We start from the raw sequence: 21,529 nt of genomic DNA, 5'->3' as shown, positions 1-21,529 counted from the left end.
TCGATCGAACAGGCGCGCCAGACGGCGCGCCTCGCGTCAATACGCGCGAGACGGCTTGAAGCCCTCGCGCAACTCGCGCTTGAGAACCTTGCCGATCGCACTGCGCGGCAGCGCGTCGGCGATCACCACTTCGGCAAGCCGCTGCATCTTGCCAAGCCGCTCGTTGGCCCAGCTTACGAGCGCATGGGCATCCACGACCGCGCCGCTGCGCAGCGTCACGAAAGCCACCGGCGTTTCGCCCCAACGCTCCGACGCGATGCCCACGACCGCCGCTTCCGCGATATCCGCATGTTGAAGCAGCACCTGTTCGAGATCGCTCGGATACACGTTGAAGCCGCCCGAGATGATCATGTCCTTCTTGCGGTCCATCAGCACGAGAAAACCGTCTTCGTCGAAGCGGCCAATATCGCCGGTGCGAATGAAACGCTGGCCGTCGCGGTCGTGCCATTCGGCCTCTGCCGTCTTGTCGGGCTGACGATAGTAGCCCGTCATCATCGTCGGCGAACGGCCCACGATTTCGCCGATGCTCCCAGGCGGCAGTTCATTGCCCGCAGCGTCGATCAGGCGCATCTCGTGGCCCGCCATCACGCGGCCCACGGTATGGAGTTTGTCCGGGTGGTCGTTGGCGCAAAGCTCGCACGACGCGCCGCCTTCGGTCATGCCGTAAAACTCGGTGAGACTACCGGGCCAGCGGCGCACCACGTCCGCTTTCACGCGCGCGCTGAACGGCGCACTCGTACAGGACTTCGAAATAAAGCTCGATAGATCGTAGCGGCCGAAATCCGGCTCGGCCATGAGGCGCTGATACTGCACCGGCACGAGCATCGTGTGCGTGGCCCGATGCTGTTGCGCCAGTTCCAGATAACGCTTCGTTTCGAACTTCGGCATCAGCACGACGGTGCCACCCAGCGCAAGCGTGGGGAAAAAGCTCACGAGCGTCGTATTCGAATAGAGCGGCGTCGAAATCAGCGTGACCGCCTCAGGCCCATAGCCGCGCTCGACGCTGCGCTGCGCGTAGGCGAAGCGCATGGCGTGCGACTGCACGATGCCCTTGGGCAAGCCGGTCGTCCCCGACGAATAAATGATGTTGAAGGCCCATTGCGGCTGAATCTCGACATGACGTGGCGCCGTGCCACGCGGAGCAAGCCAGGCGTCGATACCGCCGGTGTCTCCGGCGTCGCCTTGCGTGTCCAGCCGCACGCTACGTACCGTGGGCGGCCTGTCCGCACTTTGCAACGCGTCGCGTACAGCGGCATCGAGGAACAGCACGCGCGCGCCGGAATTCGCGATCATGCCCGCGAGGCTGTCCGGATGCGCGGACGGCGCAAGCGGCGCGACCGCGGCGCCCGCACGCAGCGCGCCCAGAAACACCGCCGCATACCAGGGCGATGCGTTCGCGCAGATCGCGACGACGTCCTCAGGCACGAGGCCGTCGCGTTGCAGCGCGCTCACGCATTGGTCGATCATCGCGTCGAGATCGGCGTAGCTGTAACTCTTGCCCTCACAGATCAATGCGGGATGGTCGCCCTGCTCAACGGCCCAATTGCGGATCTGGTCGCCGATGCTCGCGAAGGGGGCATCTTGCGACGGCGCGGCGGGATTCGAAATAGCGTTCATGGTTTCGCACTCCCGCTTAAAGGTAGGCCGCGAGTTCCATCTTGGCGATGGCGTTGCGATGCACCTCGTCCGGGCCGTCCGCGAGCCGGATCGTGCGTGCGCTCGCATAGGCCCGCGCGAGGCCGAAGTCATCGCTCACCCCGCCGCCGCCGTGAGCCTGAATCGCCCAGTCGATCACCTGGCACGCCATCGCGGGCGCCGCGACCTTGATCATGGCGATTTCCTTGCGCGCCGCCTTGTTGCCGACCTCGTCCATTTTCCACGCGGCATGCAGCACCAGAAAGCGCGCCTGATCGATCAGGATGCGCGCATTGGCGATGCGTTCGCGCGTCACGCCCTGATCGGCAATCTTGCGGCCAAAGGCGCTGCGCTGCGTCGTGCGTTGACACATCGCTTCGAGCGCGCGTTCGGCCCGGCCGATCAGGCGCATACAATGGTGAATGCGGCCCGGCCCGAGTCGTCCCTGCGCGATCTCGAAGCCGCGCCCCTCGCCGAGCAGCACATTCGTCACGGGCACACGCACGTTTTCGAACAGCACTTCGGCGTGACCATGCGGCGCATCGTCGTAACCGAACACGGGCAGATGGCGTAGCACCGTCACGCCAGGCGTGTCGAGCGGCACCAGCACCATCGACTGGCGCTGATGACGGTTCTCGCCATTGGGATCGGTTTTACCCATGAAAACAAGGATCTTGCAGCGCGGATCATTTGCGCCCGAGGTCCACCATTTGCGTGCATTGATGACGTAGTGATCGCCGTCGCGGTCGATGCGCGCCTCGATATTGGTCGCATCCGAGGACGCCACTGCAGGCTCCGTCATCGCGAAGGCCGAGCGGATCTTGCCGTCCAGCAGCGGCGTGAGCCACTCGCGTTTTTGCGCTTCGCTGCCATAGCGCAGCAGGGTTTCCATATTGCCCGTGTCGGGCGCCGAGCAATTGAACGGCTCCGCGCCGATCGCGGAACGTCCCATGATTTCGCACAGCGGCGCGTATTCCAGGTTCGTGAGGCCGCCGTGGCCCTCGTGCGCGGGCAGGAACAGATTCCAAAGATCGGCCGCGCGCGCCTTGTCCTTGAGTTGCTCCATCACCGGCGCGGGCTGCCACGGATTGCCAGCGCGCCGCGCCTCATCCATCTCCGCGGCGAACTGTTTCTCCGCCGGATACACATGCTGTTCCATGAACGCCGTGAGACGCGCCTGCAGTTCCTTCACCTTGCCCGAGTGTTCGAAGTTCATAGCCTTGTCCGCGTGAATTATCAGCCTGAATTGAGGTGCTTTCCGGTGTGCGCGCAGCGCTAGCGCATGGCGTCGACCTGGCGCGCGAGCGCCCAGGCCTGCTCCGCCAGCGGCCGCGTGCGCCGCCCGGTTTCGAGCGCGAGCGCGTTGGAAGCGTTGCCCTGCAACGCGCGCGCCATCACGCCTTGCAGGATGCCTACCAGCCGGAACATATTGAAAACGAGGTAGTACCCCCAGTCCGCTTGTGCGACTGGCGAGTTGGATGCCCGCGCAACCGTTTCCAGATAGCGCTGCAGATAGGTCTTTTCGTCGGGGATGCCGAGCGCCGCGATATCGAGGCCCATCAGCCCGCGCCGCGCGCCCGCCTGCATATGCCAGATCATGCAGTGATACGCGAAGTCAACAAGCGGATGGCCAAGCGTCGAAAGCTCCCAGTCGAGCACGGCGAGAATGCGCGGCTCGTGCGAATCGAAGATGACGTTATCCAGCCGATAATCGCCATGCACGATGCGGCGCTCGTCGCCTTGCGGTATGTGCTTCGGCAGCCAGTCGATCAACTGGTCGGCGGCTTCGATACGTTCGGTTTCCGCAGCGCGATACTGGCGCGTCCAGCGCGTGACCTGACGCTCGATATAGTTGCCCGCGCGCCCATAATCGCTCAGGCCAATGGCATCGGGATCGACGGAATGCAGCGCGGCGATCACGCGATTCATCTCGCCGTAGATCGCGCCGCGCGCCTCGCGCGTCATGTCCGGCAGCGCGGCGTCCCAAAAGATGCGGCCCTCCACGTACTCCATGAGGTAGAACGGCGAGCCGATCACATCGGCGTCCTCGCAAAGCGCATAGGCTTTCGCAACCGGCACGTCGGTCTGTGCGAGCGCGCGGATCACGCGATATTCGCGCTCCACCGCGTGCGCCGAAGGCAGCAGCGCGCCCGGCGGCTTGCGGCGCAGCACGTAGCGCGCACCGGCGGCCTCAAGCAGGAAGGTGGGATTCGACTGGCCACCCTTGAATTGCTCGACGCGCAACTCGCCTGTCAATCCGTCAACGTGCTCGCGCATCCATGCGCGCAGGCGCGCGACGTCGAATGCGTGTGCGGGCGCGACGGGTCGCGTCCCGCTGAAGCTCGACTGGAGATCGATGCTCATGGAATCGACATGCCTCCGGATCATTCTGCAAAGCAATCATGAATTCTGCACTGCAGAAATGCTAACGCGGAGTCTGCGGCGGTGTAAAGCGCCGATTCGGTTCAACAGATCAGGAAAAACCCCACTGGCCAGTGGTGGGGCTTGAACGCCAGGATTCTTCCGGCGCGATTCGCGCGGCATGATATGGCGCGCGGAATTCCCCGCTCAAAAAGGGGAATCCCACCCATTTCAATTTGGATGCCGAAATATTTTTCGCAAATGAAAAGGCGCGAGCAAGCTGCCGCGCCTTCGTCTTTATTGACCCGCGATCGCCGCTTCGAGTTGAGCGATCATCTGCAACAACCGTGGTTTCACTTCGTCGAGCAGAAACTTCTGTGTAAGCGAAAAGGAAGGTCCACCTATATTGATCGCCATGACGGGCAAGCCGCCGCCCGGTTCGAACGCGCGTGCGATGCCGTTCACGTCCTTCTGCCATTCGCCAAACGAGCAGGTCACGCCCAGTTCCGCATGATCGCTCACGCCCTGCTCGATGCCGCGCCGAACGCCGGGCCACGCCACGTCGTCGAGTTCGCGAATCTGTTCCATCACGTCCTCCCGCTCGCGCTCGGGCACAGCGGCGAGCCACGCACGCCCGATCGCGGAAGTGGCGAGCGGAATGCGCGAACCCACATCGAGCGTGAGCGCCAACGCCGCCGTGCTGCGGCAGCTTTCGATATACAACATCGACAGGCGGTCGCGCACGCCGAGCGACACCGTGCCGCCTGAAAACTCGGAAAGCTCCTGCATCATGGGCCGCGCGAGCTTGCGCACGTCGAGCCTGGCGAGCATCGAACTGCCCAGCGCGAGACAGGCCGTGCCCAGGCGATAGCGTCCGGTGTCTTCCAGATGGATGAGGTAGCCCAGCCTGGTCAGCGTCATCGTCAGCCGCGAAACCGTCGATCTCGGCAGCTTGCAGCGCTGGGCGATTTCCTGATTGGTCAGGGTCGTGTCGCCGCCGCGAAAGCACGCGAGGACGTCTAGCCCGCGCGCAAGCGCGGTGACGAAATGGCGATCTTCCTTGTGGGCGCTTGCTCGGGCCGGCTTCTGCGCAGTATCAGACATTGCGATAGTAGGAATAGGATGCGCGGTTCACCGCGGGCGGTTGGTCGGCGGAATTATATTCTGTATCGCAAAATCGCCAGGCGGCGTCAATGGGTGGGGGACCCTAACTTTGGCAAGGCGTTCAGCAAGGCGTACTCAGAACAACTGCCTCAAACCCAGCCGCGCCACGACCTGCCGCCCGTTCGCCGACGACGCGCCGTTCGATACATCGCCCAGTGACGCGGTCGCCGCCACGGGATTGCCCCAGGCATCGAGCGTGGCCCCACTGGCCTGCTGATAGCCCACGAGCCCATAGAGCCACGTGCGTTTGCTCAGCGCGTAGAACACGGACAGATTGAACTCGTGATACTGCGCGCTATCGGCATCGCTTACCGAACTGCGGTGCGTGTAGCCGTAACCGCCCGCCAGGCGCAGCGCAGCCGTTGCCTGCCAGCTCAACGTCGCCTGCACCGTATCGAAGATCGCGCTGCCCGCGAACAACGACCCCGCGCCCGCGTCGTAGCGCGCGTGACTCCAGTTGAGCCCGGCCGTCAGCGCACGATAGCGATACGTCATCGCAGCAGCGAACACATCGAGCCGCGCGGCAGACGCAAAGCCTTCGTTGATCGACGACGAATAGTAGCCGTCGTAAATCCCGTTCCACGCGCCCTGCGCCGAATCGCTATTGGCATGCAAATATGCGGCGGCAAGATTGAGCGGGCCTTCGCGATACGCCAGCCCGACGCTCCACGCGTTGCGCGCCGCGACGCTGCCCGCCTCACCGCCAAAGCCATAAACTGCCTCGAATTGCAGACCATAACGACGTGGACTGGCGTACTTGATCGAGCTGTTGATGCGCGCATTGTTATCGACGTTGTCGATATCGCCCGGATGCGCGGCCATGCCCGTGAGGAAACTGGTGGGACCGATCGCGCCGACCATATCGACAATGGCGTCGTACTGGCGTCCCAGCGTAAGCGTACCGAGTCGTTCATCGGCGATGCCCATCCACGATTGCCGACCGAACAGACGAGCGCTCTGCCCCGCCGCGCCCGTACCCAGATTGAAGCCGTTTTCAAAGTAAAACAGCGCCTTGCGGCCCGCGCCCAGGTCCTCGGCGCCGATCAGGCGCCAGCGGTCGCCATTCCAGGTGCCGCTCTGGAAACCATAGCTCGGGCGGCCCACGTAGTCGGCGGGCGCTCCCGCCGCGCCCGCCGACTGCGCGACGCGCACATTACTGCTATAGCCGAAGCCACCATCGACGATGCCCGACAGCGTGATGCTGCCTTGCGCGGCGGCGGCCCCTGAAAAGGCGACCGCGCCGCCGAATACCGCAAGCGTGGCGAGTCTGCGCGTGCCGGTTTCAAAGGCGGTCATACTTTTTCGGTCTTGATCGTCGCAACAGATGCCAGCGCACGGCGGCGGGCACGTCGCACGAAAGCGACCACCAGACCGATGACGAGCAACGCCGCGACGATGATGCCGGGCACCATCACCGGCTGAAGACGCGCGAGCAGCGGACGCGGACCGCCATTGCGCGCTTCGACGACATCTTCAACCGAGACATGGACATCGGCATTGCCGTATTGCGCGAGCACGTAATTCGCAATCGACGCGATCTGATCGTCGCCAAGCGGCTGAACGTAGGAGTCCTCGCCAAAATTCGGCATCAGCACATGCTGACCGCCCGCTTCACGATCCACGCCGTAGAGCATCGCCGCGATGAGATTCGACGGATTGAGCGAGCCGGTCGCCGTATTGGCCGAAAGCGATGGATAAGCCTGGCTCGGGCTGCCCGTTCCGTCCACGCGATGGCAACTGGCGCAATAGCCACTGAAGAGCGCAGCGCCGGTGCTCAGCGTGCCGTTGGCGTTCGACGGCTGCATGCCGCGCAGGCCAGTCTCGACGCTCGCCGATGCGCCGTGCGCGAACGCTGGCTTCGTCTCGCGCGCATCGCGGATCGGCTTGGTGCCGCGCAGATACACGACGATCGCCGCGAGATCGTCGTCGGAGAGATATTGCAGGCTGTTCTGCACAGCTTCGGCCATCGGTCCCGCTGCCTGATTCTTGCCGGGCGCGCGGCCCGTTTTCAGGTAGCTCACGAGTTCCGCGTCGCTCCACGCACCGATCCCGCTCACCGCATCCGAGGTGATGTTCGGCGCGTACCACGGTCCCAGTTGCGCGCCGCCCAGATCCTGCTTCGCGTCTTCGGCCATCATGAAGTTGCGCGGCGTATGGCAGGCGCTGCAGTGCGCGAGCACGTTCGCCAGATACGCGCCGTGGTTCCATTGCGCGTCATGGTTCGGATCGGGTTCGAAGCGGCGCTCGCGCAGATAGAGCGTGTTCCAGAGCGCCATCGACGCACGCACGCCGAACGGAAACGGCAGCTTCGTTTGCGGGGCGGATTCGTCCACGGGAGCGACGCCGTGCATGAAGTAGGCGTAGAGCGCGTGAACGTCGTCGTCGCTCAAGCCCGTGTACGAGGTATAGGGCATGGCCGGATAGAGATGCGCGCCGTCCGCGCGCACGCCCTCGCGCAACGCGCGCGCGAACTGCGCCTCCGTATAGCTGCCAATGCCCGCCTTCTTTGAAGGCGTGATGTTGCTCGAATAGATCGTGCCCATCGGCGAGGCGATGCCGTAACCGCCCGCGAATGGCTTGCCGCCGTTGACGGCGGTGTGGCAGGCCATGCAGTCCGCCGCGACGGCAAGCTGGTGGCCCCTGGCGACAAGCGCCGGATCGGCGTCGATAGTCCGCGGCACCTGAGCGAATGCGAACTGCGCCGCGCCCATCATCAGCAACGCCGCAAATCCAGATTTCGTGCGATCTGCAATTCGGTCAGCAATCCTCATGACTCATCCCTTCATGCTGGCCGAGATCGAATCGGCTGCCTTGAGGGCGAGCGCCGCCATCGACAGCGTCGTGTTCACGACCGAAGCCGATGGCATCGCGCCGCCGCCCGGCAGCCAGAGGTTGTCGTGATCGTGCGCGCGGCAGTCGCCGTCGACGACCGAGTCCTTCGCGCTCGCACCCATGATGGTGCCGCCCATGATGTGGTTGTTCGCGTTGAGCGAGGTCGTGATGTTGAATTCCACCGCATTGAACAGGCTGCCGATGTGTTCGAGTTGCTTGTGCGCCGCCTCGGCGCCCTTGCGCACGTAATCGCCCACGTCATAGTGGATATCCGGACACGCAAGGCCATGCGGGTCCATGCGCGTCTTGCTCAGCGTGAGCCGGTTGTTGGGATCGGGCAGCGGCTCCAGGCTGATCGAGAGATCGACGCCATAGATCGCGCGGCGGCGGATTTCGTCATCGAGTTCGCGCCCAATGAGTCCCAGCTTGAGCGCCTGCTGCGTAGCCGGTCCGACGCGCGAGATGTTGTTGAGAATCATCTTGTTCGCCGAGTACTGGCCACGGAAGTCGCCGTCGCGCGGGCCGACGATACAGCTGCTTTGCGCAGGGCCACGGCCCAGCCACATTGGTTCGTTGGCGAGGAAGGTGCAGTGAAAGCCCGAGTGGTCCATCATGTTGCGGCCCACCTGATCCGACGAGTTCGCCATGCCGTTGGGATTGCGTTCGTTGGCGGCGAGCAGCAGCAGGCGAGGCGTTTCGATGCCGTTACAGGCCAGCACGAAGCGCTTGCCGCTGGCCTTGTGCGACTTGTGCGCCTTGTCGTACCAGTGCACCGCCGTGATGCGGTTATTCGCATCGGTGTCGATGCGATAGACCACCGATTCCGCAAGCACATGCGCGCCCTTGTGCTCCGCGCGCTGGACATGATGGATGCCGTTGTACATCGCGCCGATCGGGCAGATCGGCTGGCAATTGTTGTTGCCGCAACAAGTCGGGCGGCCGTTCCACGGACGCGTGCTGCGTGCCTGCGGAATCGGAATCGAGTGATAGCCGTGAGCATTGACGATTTCGGCGAAACGCTTGTCGCCGTGGCCCCACGGGACCATGTCCATCGGATAGGGGCGGCTGCGCTCGGTTGGCGACTGCATCGACGGATCGTTCGGGCCGGCCACACCCAGTTCTTCCTCGGCGCGGCAGTAGTACGGCTCGAGTTCCGCGTAGGCGATCGGCCAGTCGCGGCCTACGCCATAAGTCGATTGCATGCGGAAGTCCACCGGCAGATGACGCCAGCACGAGGCGGCCCAGTGCCAGGTCGTGCCGCCCACCGTGCGCAGATAGCCCTGCTGGAAGCTGTTGCCGTCCGGCCCGCTCAGGCCCACGTAGTCGTTCTTCGGGAAGTACAGCGGCGCGGGCGCGTGCTCGGCCTGCGGATAGAGGCCCTGAAAATCGGAGCCGACGCGGTTGTCGAACGGCATGTTGCGCCAGTTCTCGACGGCCTGGGCGCGCTCGATGCGCAGGCCGGCTTCGAGCATCAGCACGGAATGGCCTTCGCTCACGAGTTGATCGGCAATCAACGCGCCGACCACGCCGGAACCGACGATCACGACATCGGCCGTGACATCGCCATTTGCTTCAAATACGGGTGTTTTCATGTGTGGGGGCGAGTCCCTGCGCGGACTCTCAGGCGGATCGGTGGGCGGGTGTTGCGGCTTGCGTTGCCGCTTGTTTTGGCGCTTGTGTTGGCGCTTTTGCGCGGCGTGCGGCTGCGGCAACGGCGGGCGAGGTGACGTCGGCGGGCGGCGGTTCCGCAATCCACCAGAGTGGTCCGTTCGCGCAGTAGGTGGGCGGACTCATGCCGTCGCCGACCGTGCCGTACATAAGCGCGTTCGCGTAGGTCACCATCACGGCTTTCGTGCCGTGGCCCACGGTGCCCGTGTACCAGGCCGTGACGATGGCGAGCGCGGTGTCGCGCAGATTCGCTTCGTCGGCGGCCGCGAGCAGTTGCTGCGGCGTCTGGCCTGGCCGGATGCGCTTCGCCAGTTCGGCGCCGCGTGCCGCGAAGCCACGGTCGGCGCCGCTGAGCGCGCTGAAGAGCCGCGCGCCGATGCCCGCGTCCAGATTCCGGTGCCCGGTGAGTGCCTGAGAAACCGCGACGAAATCCTGGGCGGTGAACGGCGCGCCCGCGAAGGCGCGTGGCGCCACAGCGAGAAAGCCGGCGTGCGTGAGGGCTGCCACTAGCGTTTTGAGCACGGTGCGACGCCTGACGCTGGAAGGTGCTTCCTGCGCGCCGCGGGCAGCATCGCCAGCGTGTTGCGGGTTGATCTTTTGCATTTTTCTGAATGATTACGCGGCTCTGCGCGCATGGCCCGACGCCATGTGGCGCTACTCCAGCAAGACCCCGATCGAGCGCGAATCCGCTCCGACCGGGCCGTTCACGGCCGAGGACGTGCGACGACCCGACGTGGCGCGAATTATGGAACCGGTTCCATTGAATCGTCAAGCACAGCAGAATTGCAGAATTTGCAATAAATCTCCACGTGAAGAATTTTAAGGGGACAGATTCGACGGAATGGAAAGGGAATCGAACACGCGCGAGCGCACGTGAGAAATGAAAAACGGCGGCCTCGATGGCCGCCGTCGTACGACGTAATGGGAACGCCAGCGCGAATTTCAGGCGTCGTTAAGATCGTCGAGATTGCGTCCGCGTGTTTCGGGGATATGGAATGTCGTCACCACGCCGACCAGACTTAGCACTGCCACATAACTTGCGAGCGGAATCCACGCGAGAACGGTGCCGTGCCCCGCACCCCAGTGCGTCGTCGCCCAGGCGATGATCGACGCCCCCACGAGCGGAGCGATGCCGCCCGCCACCACCGCCGACAACTCCCGCCCCACCGCCACGCCTGCATAGCGATGCTGCGCGCCGAACAGTTCCGGCAGCAGCGCGCCTTGCGTAGCGAACATGCCCCAGACACCGGCGAGCGTCACGCACAGCATGACGATGCTGGCCGTGGCGTTGCCGAGACTGAGCACCCACCACGTAGGAAACGCCAGAAGCAGCTGATAGACCGCGAAAATACGGTACGTATGCACCCGCCCGATACGATCGCTAAGCAGTCCTGCCAGTGGAATCACGATCGCACCGGAGGCCCCCGCGAACAGCAGCGCGAGCGGCCCGATCTGCCCTTTTAGCCCCGTCGCCGTGGCGATATAGCTGATCGCAAGCGACTGATAGATCGACGATCCGCCGTTCTCGGCCATACGCAGGCCGATCACCTTCAGCACGGTCGGTTTCGAGCTGCGCAGCAGATGACGCAGCGGGCTTTCCTTGATCTGTTTGCGCGCCTCAAGCCGCGCGAATGACGGCGATTCGCGCAGACGCAGCCGGATCCATACGGCCACCGCGATGATGACGGCGCTCAGCAGGAAAGGCACGCGCCAGAGCTGCGTCTGCGAGAGATCCTCGACGCGCACGAGGGCGAAGTAGATGGCCGCAGCCATTACGGTGCCCAGCAGCACGCCCATGAACGGCAGCGCCGCGAAATAACCGCGCCGTCGGGGCGGCGCGAATTCGGCCATCAGCACGGCGGCGCCAGCCTGCTCCGCGCCGGCGCCCAGGCCTTGCAGCAGGCGGCAGCCGACCAGCAGGATCGGCGCCCAGATGCCCACGCTCGCGTAGGTCGGCAGCACGCCGATCAGCGTGCTCGCCACGCCCATCAGCAGGATGGTGGCCATCAGCACGAACTTGCGCCCATAGCGATCGCCCAGCGCGCCGAACAGGATGCCGCCCACGGGCCGGATCGCGAAGCCGATGAAATACGCGCCGAAGCTCGCGATCAGCCCCAGCGCGGGATCACTCGACGGAAAGAACAACGGGCCGAAGATCAGCGCGGAAGCCAGGTTGTAGAGCGCGAAGTCGTAGTACTCCAGCGCGCTGCCGATCGAGGCGGCCCAGGCTGCGCGGTAGAGGTCCGCCGAGGTCACCTTCGCCTGCGCGGCATCGGCGCCGGTATGTTCGCGGGTGCGTTCATCTGCACGCGGCGCGGCGGCGCTAATGGCAATCGATTGCTGCTTCATGTCGTCTCCTTCCATTTCAACTCCTGTGCATGCAGGCGGCGCCGTTATTGGCTTGCCCCTCCAGCGCCCGTCTGACGCGGGCTACCGGACACGTGAACCGGCTACGCGGCGTTGCGTGTCACGCGCTCGATCTCGTCGAGCAGCGCCGTACGCATGGCTTCGAACGGTGCGGGTTGATCGGTATAAAGCTCGATCTGCCCGCAGAATTGATGCAGCAGCATGCGCGTGCCGTCGACGCTCGCGCAGCCCGCTTCGTCGGCGTCGCGAATCAGGCGCGTGCGCACCGGCAAAAACGCCGCGTCCATCACGAAGAGATGCGATGCGAGCTGATGCGGCGTCAACGGGCTCGCATCGGGCGCGCGAAAACCCGCGGCCGTTGCGTTGACCACCCCGTCGAACGCGTGCGGATCGAAGTCCGCCAGCGCCCCGCCAAAGCGCAGCCCGAAATCCTCGGCCAACGCGCGGCCGCGTTCGGCCGTGCGATTGAACACGGTCACGCTCGCACCGGCCCGGCGTGCGCCCCACGCGATCGCGCGTGCCGCGCCGCCCGCGCCCAGCAGGGCGATACGTTTGCCGGGCAAGGTGGTGACTTCTTCGAGCGCGCGCACCGCGCCCACGCAATCGGTGTTGTAACCAGTCAGTTGTCCCGATCGATTATCGATGGTATTCACCGCACCGATCTCGCGTGCCGTCTCGTCAAGCGCGTCCAGATAGGGAATCACGGCCTGCTTGTGCGGCATCGTCACGTTCATGCCGCGAATGCCGAGCGTGCGGATGGCCTGGACCGCCAGCGGCGCGTCCTCGACGCCAAAGCTCACGAAGGTGTAGTCGAGGCCCAGTTCGCGATAGGCGGCGTTGTGCACCTTGACGTTGAAGGTGAACGGCTGGCCCGCGAGCGAGCCGCAAAGCGTAGGTATCGAATGAGGCATGATCGACAGTATGAGAATCGGAATGGCTAGAAGTTAGTTATCTTGATTGTTATTTTTTTGCTTATTTATCGCGGCGTCGTGCGCAACGAGGACGGGCCGCCCTTGATCTCGATACGCCTGCCGGTGTCGCGCAAGTGACCGCCGTTGACCGCGTAGAGCGCCAACTGATGCTCGACGTTGAACTGCACGATCAGATATTTGCTGTCCGCCGTGAAGACGATGCCTTGCGCGGCCTCGCCTCCCGGCGCTTCAGAAACCTGATGCGCCACGCCGTTGCGGATCTCGAACAGCACGACCTTGCCGCGCGCATGGCGGCCCGGGTTGTCCGGGGTGAGGTTCGAACCGTCCATCGCCTGCACGCCGATCCAGCGGCCATCGGGTGAAATGGCCACGCCCTCGGGCAGCGACGGCACCGTGAGATGCTGCACCGCGCGGAACGGCTCGTGCGAGACGTCGATAAGCGTGATGGCGTCCGCGTCGCCCGCCAGTTTGCCGGCATAGTTGGGCAGGCCCGCCAGGCCCACGTCGCTCACCACGGCCCATTTGCCGTCGCTCGATACGTCGATGGTGTACGGCGCCACGCCCGACGAAAGGCGCACGCCCGTGTCGCTCACGTGACCATCGTTCACGTCCAGCACGGCCACGCCCTGCTCGTCGCGCAGCGACACCAGCGCATGCCGGCCATCGTGCGTGAAGCTCACGCCCGCAAGACGCTTTTCGCCGAGCTTGAGCCAGTCGACGATCCTGGCGCTATTACCATCGATCTGCACCACCGCCACGCGGCCATCCACGCCGGTCACGAGCGCCAGATGCCCGCTGCGATCGATCGCGATGCCTTGAGGATGCATACCCAGATCGACACGCGTGACAGCAGGCGGCGTGGCGTGCAGATCGACCACTTGCAGGAAAGGGTCCATGACGAGTTTCTTCGCCGCTTCGTCGTAACGCGTGGGCGCGGCCACCAAAGCGAGCGCGCCGTCCGGCGTCACGGCCACGGCCTGCGGCGGCCCTTGAATGCCGTTTTCGACTTCCACCGTCGCCTTGACCTGCGGCGGGAAATAGCTCGCGTCGAGCAGCGTGAGCGTGTCGGGCGGCGGATTCGTCAGGTACGTGTCGCGTCCTTCCACGCGCTGATATTTGCCGTCATTGCCGGAGACGATCCAGTCGGCCGCTTGCGCGGCATGGACCGCCGCGCCGAACGCCGTCGCAAGCGTGAGGCCCGCGAGCACGCGCAGCGATGTAGAAGGAGTGCCTGAGGTTGACTTCATTATTTGATCCTTGATTTACGGGGTCGCGTCACACCACGCTCGTGAGTCCACCGTCCACGAAAAGCGTCTGCCCGTTCACGAAGTTCGACGCGTCGGAAGCCAGAAACACGGCCGCCCCGCACAACTCTTCGACGCGGCCCCAGCGGCCTGCGGGCGTGCGCTTGCATAGCCACTCGCTGAACTCGGGATCGTCCACTAGCGCGCGGTTGAGGTCGGTCGCGAAGTAACCCGGCGCCAGCGCATTGATCTGAATGCCGTGGCGCGCCCAATCGGCGCACATGCCTTGTGTGAGCATCCGCAGCGCGCCCTTCGAGGCGGCGTAAGGCGCGATGGTGGGCCGCGCCAGCGCGCTCTGCACCGAACTGATATTGACGATCTTGCCGCGTTTGCGCGCAAGCATATGGCGCGCGACGGCCTGCGAAACATGGAAAACGCCATCCAGATTCACGCGCATCAATGCGTTCCAGTCACTCGCGGCGAACTGGTCGAGTGGCGCGCGGCGCTGGATGCCGGCGTTGTTCACAAGAATGTCGATGGGGCCGAGGTTCGCCTCGACGGCATCAATGGAGCGCGTGACTGCGTCGGCGTCGGCAACGTCAAACACGGCGATATCGGCGTCGAAACCTTCGTCGCGCAAACGAGCGGCCACTTCGGCGGCCTGCGCTTCATTGCGTCCGTTGATAACCAGGGCGGCGCCGGCACGCGCGAGGCCGCCGGCGAGTGCAAGGCCAATGCCTCGCCCGGAGCCTGTTACCAGAGCGCGGCGGCCGTGCAGGCCGAACAGGCGGAGTGTCTCGTTCGTCATTGTCGTGTGCGTCGCGCGGCTGCCGGGCGGGCGGCTTCAGACTACAGCCCGTTACCGCCAGCCTCGCGTTGCGCGTGGCTTCGGTGTATTCCTCGGCAGTTGACCGTATTCTGGGCGCTTGCGCCAATAGTCTTTCGTGACCTTGTTATCATGAAGCGTGATAACCGAGCCGAAATTCACGACCGTCACCATGGAACTCAAACACTTGCGCGCCTTCGTGGCGCTAGCGGAAGAACTGCATTTCGGGCGCGCCGCCGAGCGTCTGTGCATCGTGCAGCCCGCCCTGAGCATGCAGATCAAGGCGCTCGAAGCAGACCTGGGCGTGCGCCTGTTCGAGCGCGACCGTCATCGCGTGGCGTTGAGCGACACCGGCGCGGTCTTTCTGCCCGAGGCGCGCGCGACGCTCCATCAGGCCGCGCGCGCAGAGCAGACGGCGCGTCTTTCGGCGCGCGGTGAGATCGGCACGCTGCGCGTGGCCTTCGTCTCGTCGGTGTTGCCGCGTCTGCTGCCCGAATTGATGCGGCGCATGCACGCTCGCTACCCGATGATCGCGCTCGAACTCAAGGACATGCCCACACCCGTGCAGATCGCGGCGCTGCACGACGGCAAGCTCGATTTCGGCCTGATCCGTCTGCCGGTGAGTGGCGCGGGCGTGGAGATTCGTGTCGTCATGGAAGAGCGCTTCGTGGTGGCCGTGCCTGAGCATCACACGCTCGCGCGCAAGGCCCAGATCCGCCCCGCCGATCTGCGCGGCCATCCGGCCTTTGTGCTGGCGCGCCGCTACGCGCCGGGCCTGTATGACGAGATGCTGGTGGCGTTTCGCCAGCAACGCGTCTCGCTGGAAATCGCGGCGGAACTGGGCGAGTACACGACCATGCTCGCGCTGATTTCGGCGGGTCTTGGCATCGGCGTGATTCCGCAACATGCGGCCATGGCGCTGCCGCCCAAGGTGGTCGCGCGACCGCTGGATCTGCGCGATCATCGCACCGGCATCGGGCTCGCGTGGCGCGATCTCGATACCCCGGCCAAGCGCGTTTTTGCGCAAGTGATGGAAGAGTGTGCACAGGAAGTGCAGGCAGCAGACGATTCCTCGCCGTCGAAGAGCGTGGCGTAATATGAACGGCCGTGGCCGATCGCGCCACGCCCAACGGAGACCGTTTTGTCCCAGCCGAAACTCGAACTCTACGCCGACGCGCAATACGCCAGCCCTTACGCGATGTCCGTGTTCGTCGCGCTGCACGAGAAGTCGCTGCCCTTCACCCTGCACACCGTCGATCTGGACAAACAGGCCAACCGAGCGCCGGATTTCGCGGCGACGTCGCTCACGCAACGCGTGCCCACGCTGATTCACGACGGCTTCGCGCTGTCCGAATCGTCGGCGATCACGGAGTATCTCGACGAGGCCTTTCCCGAGCCCGCGCTCTACCCGGAAGACCGGCGCAAGCGCGCGCGTTCGCGCCAGGTGCAGGCATGGCTGCGCAGCGATCTGGTGCCGATCCGCGTTGAGCGCTCGACCGAGGTGGTGTTCTACGGCCCCGTCGATGCGCCGCTTTCCCCCGCCGCGCAGGACGCCGCGCGCAAACTCTTTGCGGCATCCGAGGCGCTTTTGTCCCACGGCCAGCCGAATCTGTTCGGCGCGTGGTGTATCGCCGATGTCGATCTCGCGTTGATGCTCAACCGCCTCGTGCTAAACGGCGATGCGGTGCCGCCCCTGCTCGCCGACTACGCGCGTCATCAGTGGCAGCGCCCCACGGTACAGCGCTGGCTGGCGCTGGAGCGACCGCCGCGCTATGTCGATATCGCGCTATAAAGCCGCCGCGCCGGGCACAAATCCATTAAGCGCAGCGCCCTCGCCGCCCAAGGTCTCGCGAATCTTCTCGACCGTGCCCGGCGGCCGCAGCCGGAAAGTCGCAACGGCCTCCGCCATCAGGCTCGCCTGCTGTTCGAGCGAGCCAGCCGCAGCAGCGGCCTGTTCCACGAGCGCCGCATTCTGCTGCGTGACCTGATCCATCTGGCTCACCGCCTGCTCGACCTGTTCGATGCCGGCGCTCTGCTCGACCGTTGCGGACGCAATCTCTTTCATCAAGCCCGAGACCTTCTCGATCGACTGAACGATTTCGGCCATCGTCTCGCCCGCTTCGCTCACGCGCGCCCGGCCGCCGTGCACATCCTTCACCGATGCGTCGATCAGCGACTTGATCTCGCGCGCCGCCGCCGCGCTGCGTTGCGCGAGCATCCGCACCTCGCCCGCCACGACCGCGAAGCCGCGCCCCTGCTCGCCCGCGCGCGCCGCCTCGACCGAGGCATTGAGCGCAAGGATATTGGTCTGAAATGCGATGCCGTCGATGATGCCGGTGATATCGGCGATCTTGTCCGAGCTGCGCGTGATGGCCTCCATCGTCTCCACCGCCTCTTCCACCACGCGCCCGCCGCGCTGCGCGACGTCGGCGGCGCCCGCTGCCAGCGCGCTCGCCTGATTGGCGTGGTCGGCGTTCTGGCGCACCGTGGCGGTCAGTTGCTCGGTGCTCGCCGCCGTCTGTTCGAGCGAGGCGGACTGCTGCTCGGTGCGGCTCGACAGATCGAGATTGCCCGCCGCGATTTCGCGCGCGCCCGTGTTGATCGCATCGCAGCACGTGCGCACGTTGCGCACCGTCTGCGTCAGACCGTCCTGCATGCGGCGCATGGCGTCGAGCAACTGGCCGATTTCGTTGCGCCCGCCCGGCGCGATGGGCACCGCGAGATCGTTGGCGGCGATCTGGTTGAGCGCTTCGACCGCGACGGCGAGCGGCGCGGTCACGAGGCGGCGCAGCGCGAGATGCGTCACGACGACGAGCGCAAGCGCACCGGCGAGGCCGATCGCCACCATCGCCATGACCCAATCGTGCTCGCGCGCGCCTTGCGCGAGCGTGGCGTCAACCGTTGCGTCCGCATCGGTATGGAATGCGGCGATATCGGCGTTCAGTTGTGTGCCCGCACGCGCGATGTCGCCGCCCGCGAGCGTCGCATAGGCTGCCGTGTCGCCCCGTTCGAGCGCTTCGGCGGCGCTTTGCAGGCTCGCGGCGAGGGTCGACTGCGTTTCGATCACGGCCGCATTGTGCGCGTGGGTCTGCGCCTTGCTGGCTGCGCGCAGTGCGTCGCCTTCATGCGAGGCCTGCGCGATCAGATTGCGCGCCTCGGTCAGCGCGCCGTCGCGCGCCGCCGTATCGCCTTGCTCCTTGAGCGCGGCGTAGGCACGCGCGAGCGCCGCTTGCGCCTGTGCCGCGTCGCGACCCAAGGCGTCGGCGAGCGCGGACGCGCGCGCGGCTTCGTGCACACGATGGGCCGCGTCGTCGGCGCGTCCGATCATCAGCACGCCCACCGCGGCGCCCACCACGAGCATTGCCGCGAAGGTGCAAAGCACCGCCAGCAGCCCGTTTCGAATCGTCAGATTGCGCATCACGTCTCCACTTTCAACGCGGCGCAGCAGCATTGCCGCCGAGCCGGTTCAGCAACATATTGCTCTGTTCGACCAGCGTGGCGCGGTAGTCGCCCGGCAGCACGGTCTTGTCGGTGTCGTCCGCAACGTCGAGCGCATCGTCCATCAGCACGCGAAACGCCTCGATGGTGCATTCGATCTGCGCGGCCGACAGTTGCGGCAGTACGGCCTCGGCGAATTTGCTCATCACGACCACGCTCGCGCCGAAACGCGAAATGGCCTTGCCGTGCGAACTGACGAGCGCCGTCATCGATCGCAGCAGCATCTCATCGTGAGTGTTCACGTCACTCTCCAGATAAACAGGATTACGAAACATTCGTCATTGCATGCGAATCGCAGGCGTTCTCGAACACGGGCAGCGTGCGCGGCATTTTCGCGGAAGGCGCGGGCCGCGCGAGCAAAAACCCTTGCGCGCGGTCGCAGCCGATCTCGCGCAGAAACTGGAATTGCCGCGGCGTTTCCACGCCTTCCGCCACCACCGACACGCCCAGCGACTTCGCCATCGCCACGATCGCGCGCACGATGGAGCCATCGCCGCTCGCGGGGTCGCCGATCTGCGCAAGAAAAGAGCGATCGACCTTGAGCGTATCCACCGGCAGCTTCTGCAAATAGCGGAACGACGAATAGCCGGTGCCGAAATCGTCGATCGCGAGGCTGATGCCGCGCGCCGCCAGTTCAAGCAACAGCGCCTCGATGCCGCCGTTGGTCGACGTCATCGCCATGCTCTCGACCAGTTCGAGTTGCAAGCGGCTTGCGGGCAGGCCGGTTTCGGCAAGAATGGTGGCCAGTTGCGGCAAAAAGCCGTCGTGCAGGCACTGACGTGCGGACAGGTTCACGCAGATGCGCCCGAAATCGAAACCCTCGTCAAGCCACACACGCGCCTGGCGGCACGCCTCGCGCAGCACCCAGGCGCCGATCGGCACAATCAATGCGGACTCCTCCGCAATCGGAATGAATTGATCGGGCGGCACGAGTCCGCGCTGGGGATGCTGCCAGCGCACCAGCGCCTCCACGTTCGAAAACCGGCCTGTTTTCACGTCGAATTCGGGCTGGTAATGCAGCAGTAATTCATTCGCGGCGATCGCGCGATGCAATTGCGTTTCGAGCTGGATACGCTCCATCGCGCACGAAGTCATCGGTGCGGCGAAAAACTGGAAGTTGTTCTTGCCCGCGTCCTTGGCCTCGTACATCGCACGATCGGCCTGCATCAGCAGCTGCTTCGCGCTTTGTGCGTCATCAGGGAACATGCTGATGCCGATGCTCGGCGTGACGAAGAGCGTCTGCTCGGCGGCGCGGATCGGCGCGGCCACGGTCGCCAACAGCATCTCCGCAGTGCGGCCGACATGGCGGATGTCGTCGATATCCTCGATCAGCAGCGTGAATTCGTCGCCACCGAGGCGTGCGACCGTATCGGTCTCTCGCACCGCATCGCGCAAGCGACGCGCGATCACCGTGAGCGCCTCGTCGCCGACGCTGTGGCCCATCGTGTCGTTGATCAGCTTGAAGCGGTCGAGGTCGAGAAACATCACGGCCACGCGCTTGCCGGAGCGGCGGGCGCGCGCGAGCGACAGTGCGATGCGCTCGGTAAACAAGGTGCGATTGGCGAGGCCCGTGAGCGCATCGTGGGTGGCGAGATAGCTCAGGCGCTCCTCGGTTTCGCGGCGCTGCGTGATGTCCGAGAAGATCGCGGCGTAGTGCGTGCAGCGGCCGTGCGCGTCGCGGATACTGGAAATCGTGAGGAATTCCAGGAAAATCGTGCCGTCCTTGCGGCGGTTCCAGATCTCGCCTTTCCAATGGCCCGTGGCTTCGATGCTTTGCCACAGCATGGCGTAGAAAGCCGCCCCCTGCCGGCCCGAGTTCAGCAGGCTCGCATTGCGTCCCACCGCTTCATGCTCCGCATAGCCCGTGAGGCGTGTGAAGGCCGGATTGATGCGCTCGATGTTGCCGCACAGATCGGTGATCATCACGCCGTCGAGCGTCGATTCCACGACCTGATCCGCGAGGCGCAGACTCGCGCGGGAAGCAAGCAATGCATCGTCGCGCTCGCGAAGCGCGTCCTGCAGCTCGCGTACGTATTCGTGTTCGAGATCGCGCAGGATATCGGCGAAACCCAGCAGGCCGGTAAGTTCGCCCGTCTCGCTCAGGACGCCGACGTGGCGCATGCGATGCTCGATCAGATACTGGCGCGCCGAGTAAAGGCTGCGCGAGTGCGCAAGCGAGCGCAGCGGGCGGCTCGCATAGCGGCCCACTTCCGCGCTGACCCGGTCGAGCGCGCCCTGCGCGACCGCTCGTACCACGTCGCGTTCGGTCAGGATGCCGAGGCCGCCGTCCGCATCGCGCACGACGATCGCGCTCAGGCGGCGCTCGCGCATTTGGGCGAGCGCTGCGGCGAATGGCGTATCGGCATCGACGCAGTGGGGACGCGGCGGCTTCGCGCAGGCGAGCGTGCGCAGGCGCAGGAAGCACTCGGGTCCCTGGCTCATGACGAGATCGGTCTGCGTGACGAGGCCGAGCGGACGGCCCGCGTCATCGACGGCGAGGCAATGCCGGATGCCTTCGCGCGCGAACAGCGCGGCGGCTTCGCGTGCGGGCGTGTGCGCAGGCAGCGCGCGCACCGGCTGGCTCATCGCTGTGGCGATCGGCCGGGTGGCGGCTGCGGCTTCAGTGCCCAGTGCGAGCGCGTCGCGCTCGGTCCAGATGCCGACGGGCCGTGCGGCCTCGGTGACGACGATCGCGCTGTAGCGATGCTCGGCCATCAGTCGTGCGGCTTCGCGGATCGTCACGTCGGGACCGCAGGCGAGCAGTGGCCCGGATAGAAGGCGCCCGATTTCGACGTCCAGCGTGTGGTGTTGCATGGTGCGCCCCGTACCGCTTGTGTTGTCTTTTTGAGATGCGGTGAACTTAGCAGGCGGACGGCGGGGATTACATGATCTAGATCAAGGTTGTGGGGATTGGCGACGCGAATGGAAACGCCGGACCAGAAGGCGTATGCGCTTCGGGTCCGGCTTGGCGTCATTCACCGCCAGAAGATGCCCGGAGGCGA

Annotated in this window: 17 protein-coding genes; 2 read left to right on the top strand and 15 right to left on the bottom strand. The window is 65.1% G+C overall.

The features are described 5' to 3' along the window. Nucleotides 1-36: 36 nt before the first annotated feature. From B0G62_RS18175 to B0G62_RS18120, 12 genes are all read right to left on the bottom strand, one after another. Entirely contained in the window at nt 37-1,617 is a 1,581-nt protein-coding gene (locus tag B0G62_RS18175) for a class I adenylate-forming enzyme family protein (protein WP_103705605.1), read from the bottom strand. Between the two features lie 16 nt (nt 1,618-1,633). Beyond that, nucleotides 1,634-2,851 (bottom strand): acyl-CoA dehydrogenase family protein, encoded by a 1,218-nt coding sequence (locus B0G62_RS18170; RefSeq protein WP_103705604.1) that lies wholly within the window; start codon nt 2,849-2,851, stop codon nt 1,634-1,636. A 59-nt stretch (nt 2,852-2,910) separates the two neighbouring features. Beyond that, the gene (locus tag B0G62_RS18165; RefSeq protein ID WP_103705603.1) at nt 2,911-3,999 is read right to left on the bottom strand and encodes a phosphotransferase; all 1,089 of its coding nucleotides are present in this window, start codon (nt 3,997-3,999) and stop codon (nt 2,911-2,913) included. 294 nt (nt 4,000-4,293) lie between these two features. Continuing rightward, nucleotides 4,294-5,100 carry an IclR family transcriptional regulator gene (locus B0G62_RS18160; RefSeq protein WP_103705602.1) on the bottom strand — a complete coding sequence of 269 codons (807 nt, stop codon included), beginning with the start codon at nt 5,098-5,100 and terminating at the stop codon, nt 4,294-4,296. A 135-nt stretch (nt 5,101-5,235) separates the two neighbouring features. Next, nucleotides 5,236-6,456: a porin gene (locus B0G62_RS18155; RefSeq protein WP_103705601.1), complete on the bottom strand. Its 1,221-nt coding sequence runs from the start codon at nt 6,454-6,456 to the stop codon at nt 5,236-5,238. After that, entirely contained in the window at nt 6,453-7,874 is a 1,422-nt protein-coding gene (locus B0G62_RS18150) for a c-type cytochrome (RefSeq protein ID WP_167401305.1), read from the bottom strand. The genes B0G62_RS18155 and B0G62_RS18150 overlap by 4 nt, the downstream gene beginning before the upstream one ends. Before the next feature lie 60 nt (nt 7,875-7,934). Further along, nucleotides 7,935-9,584: a GMC family oxidoreductase gene (locus tag B0G62_RS18145; protein ID WP_103705599.1), complete on the bottom strand. Its 1,650-nt coding sequence runs from the start codon at nt 9,582-9,584 to the stop codon at nt 7,935-7,937. Between the two features lie 28 nt (nt 9,585-9,612). Continuing rightward, a complete protein-coding gene (locus tag B0G62_RS18140) occupies nt 9,613-10,182 on the bottom strand; it encodes a sugar dehydrogenase complex small subunit (protein ID WP_244193297.1) in 570 nt (189 codons plus the stop codon). A gap of 420 nt (nt 10,183-10,602) precedes the next feature. After that, complete coding sequence (locus tag B0G62_RS18135) at nt 10,603-12,009, bottom strand: MFS transporter (protein WP_103705639.1); 1,407 nt, start codon at nt 12,007-12,009, stop codon at nt 10,603-10,605. A gap of 101 nt (nt 12,010-12,110) precedes the next feature. Continuing rightward, nucleotides 12,111-12,938, bottom strand: a complete 828-nt coding sequence (locus tag B0G62_RS18130) for a shikimate dehydrogenase family protein (RefSeq protein WP_103705597.1) — start codon at nt 12,936-12,938, stop codon at nt 12,111-12,113. Between the two features lie 65 nt (nt 12,939-13,003). After that, nucleotides 13,004-14,206, bottom strand: a complete 1,203-nt coding sequence (locus B0G62_RS18125; protein ID WP_103705596.1) for a YncE family protein — start codon at nt 14,204-14,206, stop codon at nt 13,004-13,006. A 28-nt stretch (nt 14,207-14,234) separates the two neighbouring features. Then, the gene (locus B0G62_RS18120; RefSeq protein WP_103705595.1) at nt 14,235-15,011 is read right to left on the bottom strand and encodes an SDR family oxidoreductase; all 777 of its coding nucleotides are present in this window, start codon (nt 15,009-15,011) and stop codon (nt 14,235-14,237) included. Between the two features lie 190 nt (nt 15,012-15,201). On the opposite strand from B0G62_RS18120, the gene B0G62_RS18115 reads away from it, so the two are divergent. Then, nucleotides 15,202-16,125 (top strand): LysR family transcriptional regulator, encoded by a 924-nt coding sequence (locus B0G62_RS18115; protein ID WP_103705594.1) that lies wholly within the window; start codon nt 15,202-15,204, stop codon nt 16,123-16,125. Between the two features lie 45 nt (nt 16,126-16,170). After that, nucleotides 16,171-16,821, top strand: a complete 651-nt coding sequence (gene yfcF, locus B0G62_RS18110; protein WP_103705593.1) for a glutathione transferase — start codon at nt 16,171-16,173, stop codon at nt 16,819-16,821. Here the strand turns inward: yfcF and B0G62_RS18105 are convergent. From B0G62_RS18105 to B0G62_RS18095, 3 genes are read right to left on the bottom strand one after another with little or no spacing between them, the layout of a single operon-like run. Beyond that, the gene (locus tag B0G62_RS18105; protein WP_103705638.1) at nt 16,816-18,447 is read right to left on the bottom strand and encodes a methyl-accepting chemotaxis protein; all 1,632 of its coding nucleotides are present in this window, start codon (nt 18,445-18,447) and stop codon (nt 16,816-16,818) included. The two genes, yfcF and B0G62_RS18105, sit on opposite strands and share 6 nt — an antisense overlap. A 13-nt stretch (nt 18,448-18,460) precedes the next feature. Continuing rightward, nucleotides 18,461-18,769: a hypothetical protein gene (locus tag B0G62_RS18100; RefSeq protein WP_144271070.1), complete on the bottom strand. Its 309-nt coding sequence runs from the start codon at nt 18,767-18,769 to the stop codon at nt 18,461-18,463. Nucleotides 18,770-18,791: 22 nt separating this feature from the next. Then, nucleotides 18,792-21,341, bottom strand: a complete 2,550-nt coding sequence (locus B0G62_RS18095; protein ID WP_103705591.1) for an EAL domain-containing protein — start codon at nt 21,339-21,341, stop codon at nt 18,792-18,794. Nucleotides 21,342-21,529 lie beyond the last annotated feature (188 nt).

Origin of the sequence: Paraburkholderia eburnea (assembly GCF_002917095.1) — a bacterium.
In the GTDB taxonomy this organism is placed as follows: Bacteria; Pseudomonadota; Gammaproteobacteria; order Burkholderiales; family Burkholderiaceae; genus Paraburkholderia; species Paraburkholderia eburnea.
Note: the sequence above shows the minus strand (reverse complement) of the source record. Positions and strands in the feature narration are given on the sequence as shown.

Bases quoted from the DNA above. Each gene is read 5' to 3' on its own strand.
- B0G62_RS18175 (WP_103705605.1), bottom strand. From the start codon at position 1,617: ATGAACGCTATTTCGAATCCCGCCGCGCCGTCGCAAGATGCCCCCTTC.
- B0G62_RS18170 (WP_103705604.1), bottom strand. From the start codon at position 2,851: ATGAACTTCGAACACTCGGGCAAGGTGAAGGAACTGCAGGCGCGTCTC.
- B0G62_RS18165 (WP_103705603.1), bottom strand. From the start codon at position 3,999: ATGAGCATCGATCTCCAGTCGAGCTTCAGCGGGACGCGACCCGTCGCG.
- B0G62_RS18160 (WP_103705602.1), bottom strand. From the start codon at position 5,100: ATGTCTGATACTGCGCAGAAGCCGGCCCGAGCAAGCGCCCACAAGGAA.
- B0G62_RS18155 (WP_103705601.1), bottom strand. From the start codon at position 6,456: ATGACCGCCTTTGAAACCGGCACGCGCAGACTCGCCACGCTTGCGGTA.
- B0G62_RS18150 (WP_167401305.1), bottom strand. From the start codon at position 7,874: ATGATGGGCGCGGCGCAGTTCGCATTCGCTCAGGTGCCGCGGACTATC.
- B0G62_RS18145 (WP_103705599.1), bottom strand. From the start codon at position 9,584: ATGAAAACACCCGTATTTGAAGCAAATGGCGATGTCACGGCCGATGTC.
- B0G62_RS18135 (WP_103705639.1), bottom strand. From the start codon at position 12,009: ATGAAGCAGCAATCGATTGCCATTAGCGCCGCCGCGCCGCGTGCAGAT.
- B0G62_RS18130 (WP_103705597.1), bottom strand. From the start codon at position 12,938: ATGCCTCATTCGATACCTACGCTTTGCGGCTCGCTCGCGGGCCAGCCG.
- B0G62_RS18125 (WP_103705596.1), bottom strand. From the start codon at position 14,206: ATGAAGTCAACCTCAGGCACTCCTTCTACATCGCTGCGCGTGCTCGCG.
- B0G62_RS18120 (WP_103705595.1), bottom strand. From the start codon at position 15,011: ATGACGAACGAGACACTCCGCCTGTTCGGCCTGCACGGCCGCCGCGCT.
- B0G62_RS18115 (WP_103705594.1), top strand. From the start codon at position 15,202: ATGGAACTCAAACACTTGCGCGCCTTCGTGGCGCTAGCGGAAGAACTG.
- B0G62_RS18105 (WP_103705638.1), bottom strand. From the start codon at position 18,447: ATGCGCAATCTGACGATTCGAAACGGGCTGCTGGCGGTGCTTTGCACC.
- B0G62_RS18095 (WP_103705591.1), bottom strand. From the start codon at position 21,341: ATGCAACACCACACGCTGGACGTCGAAATCGGGCGCCTTCTATCCGGG.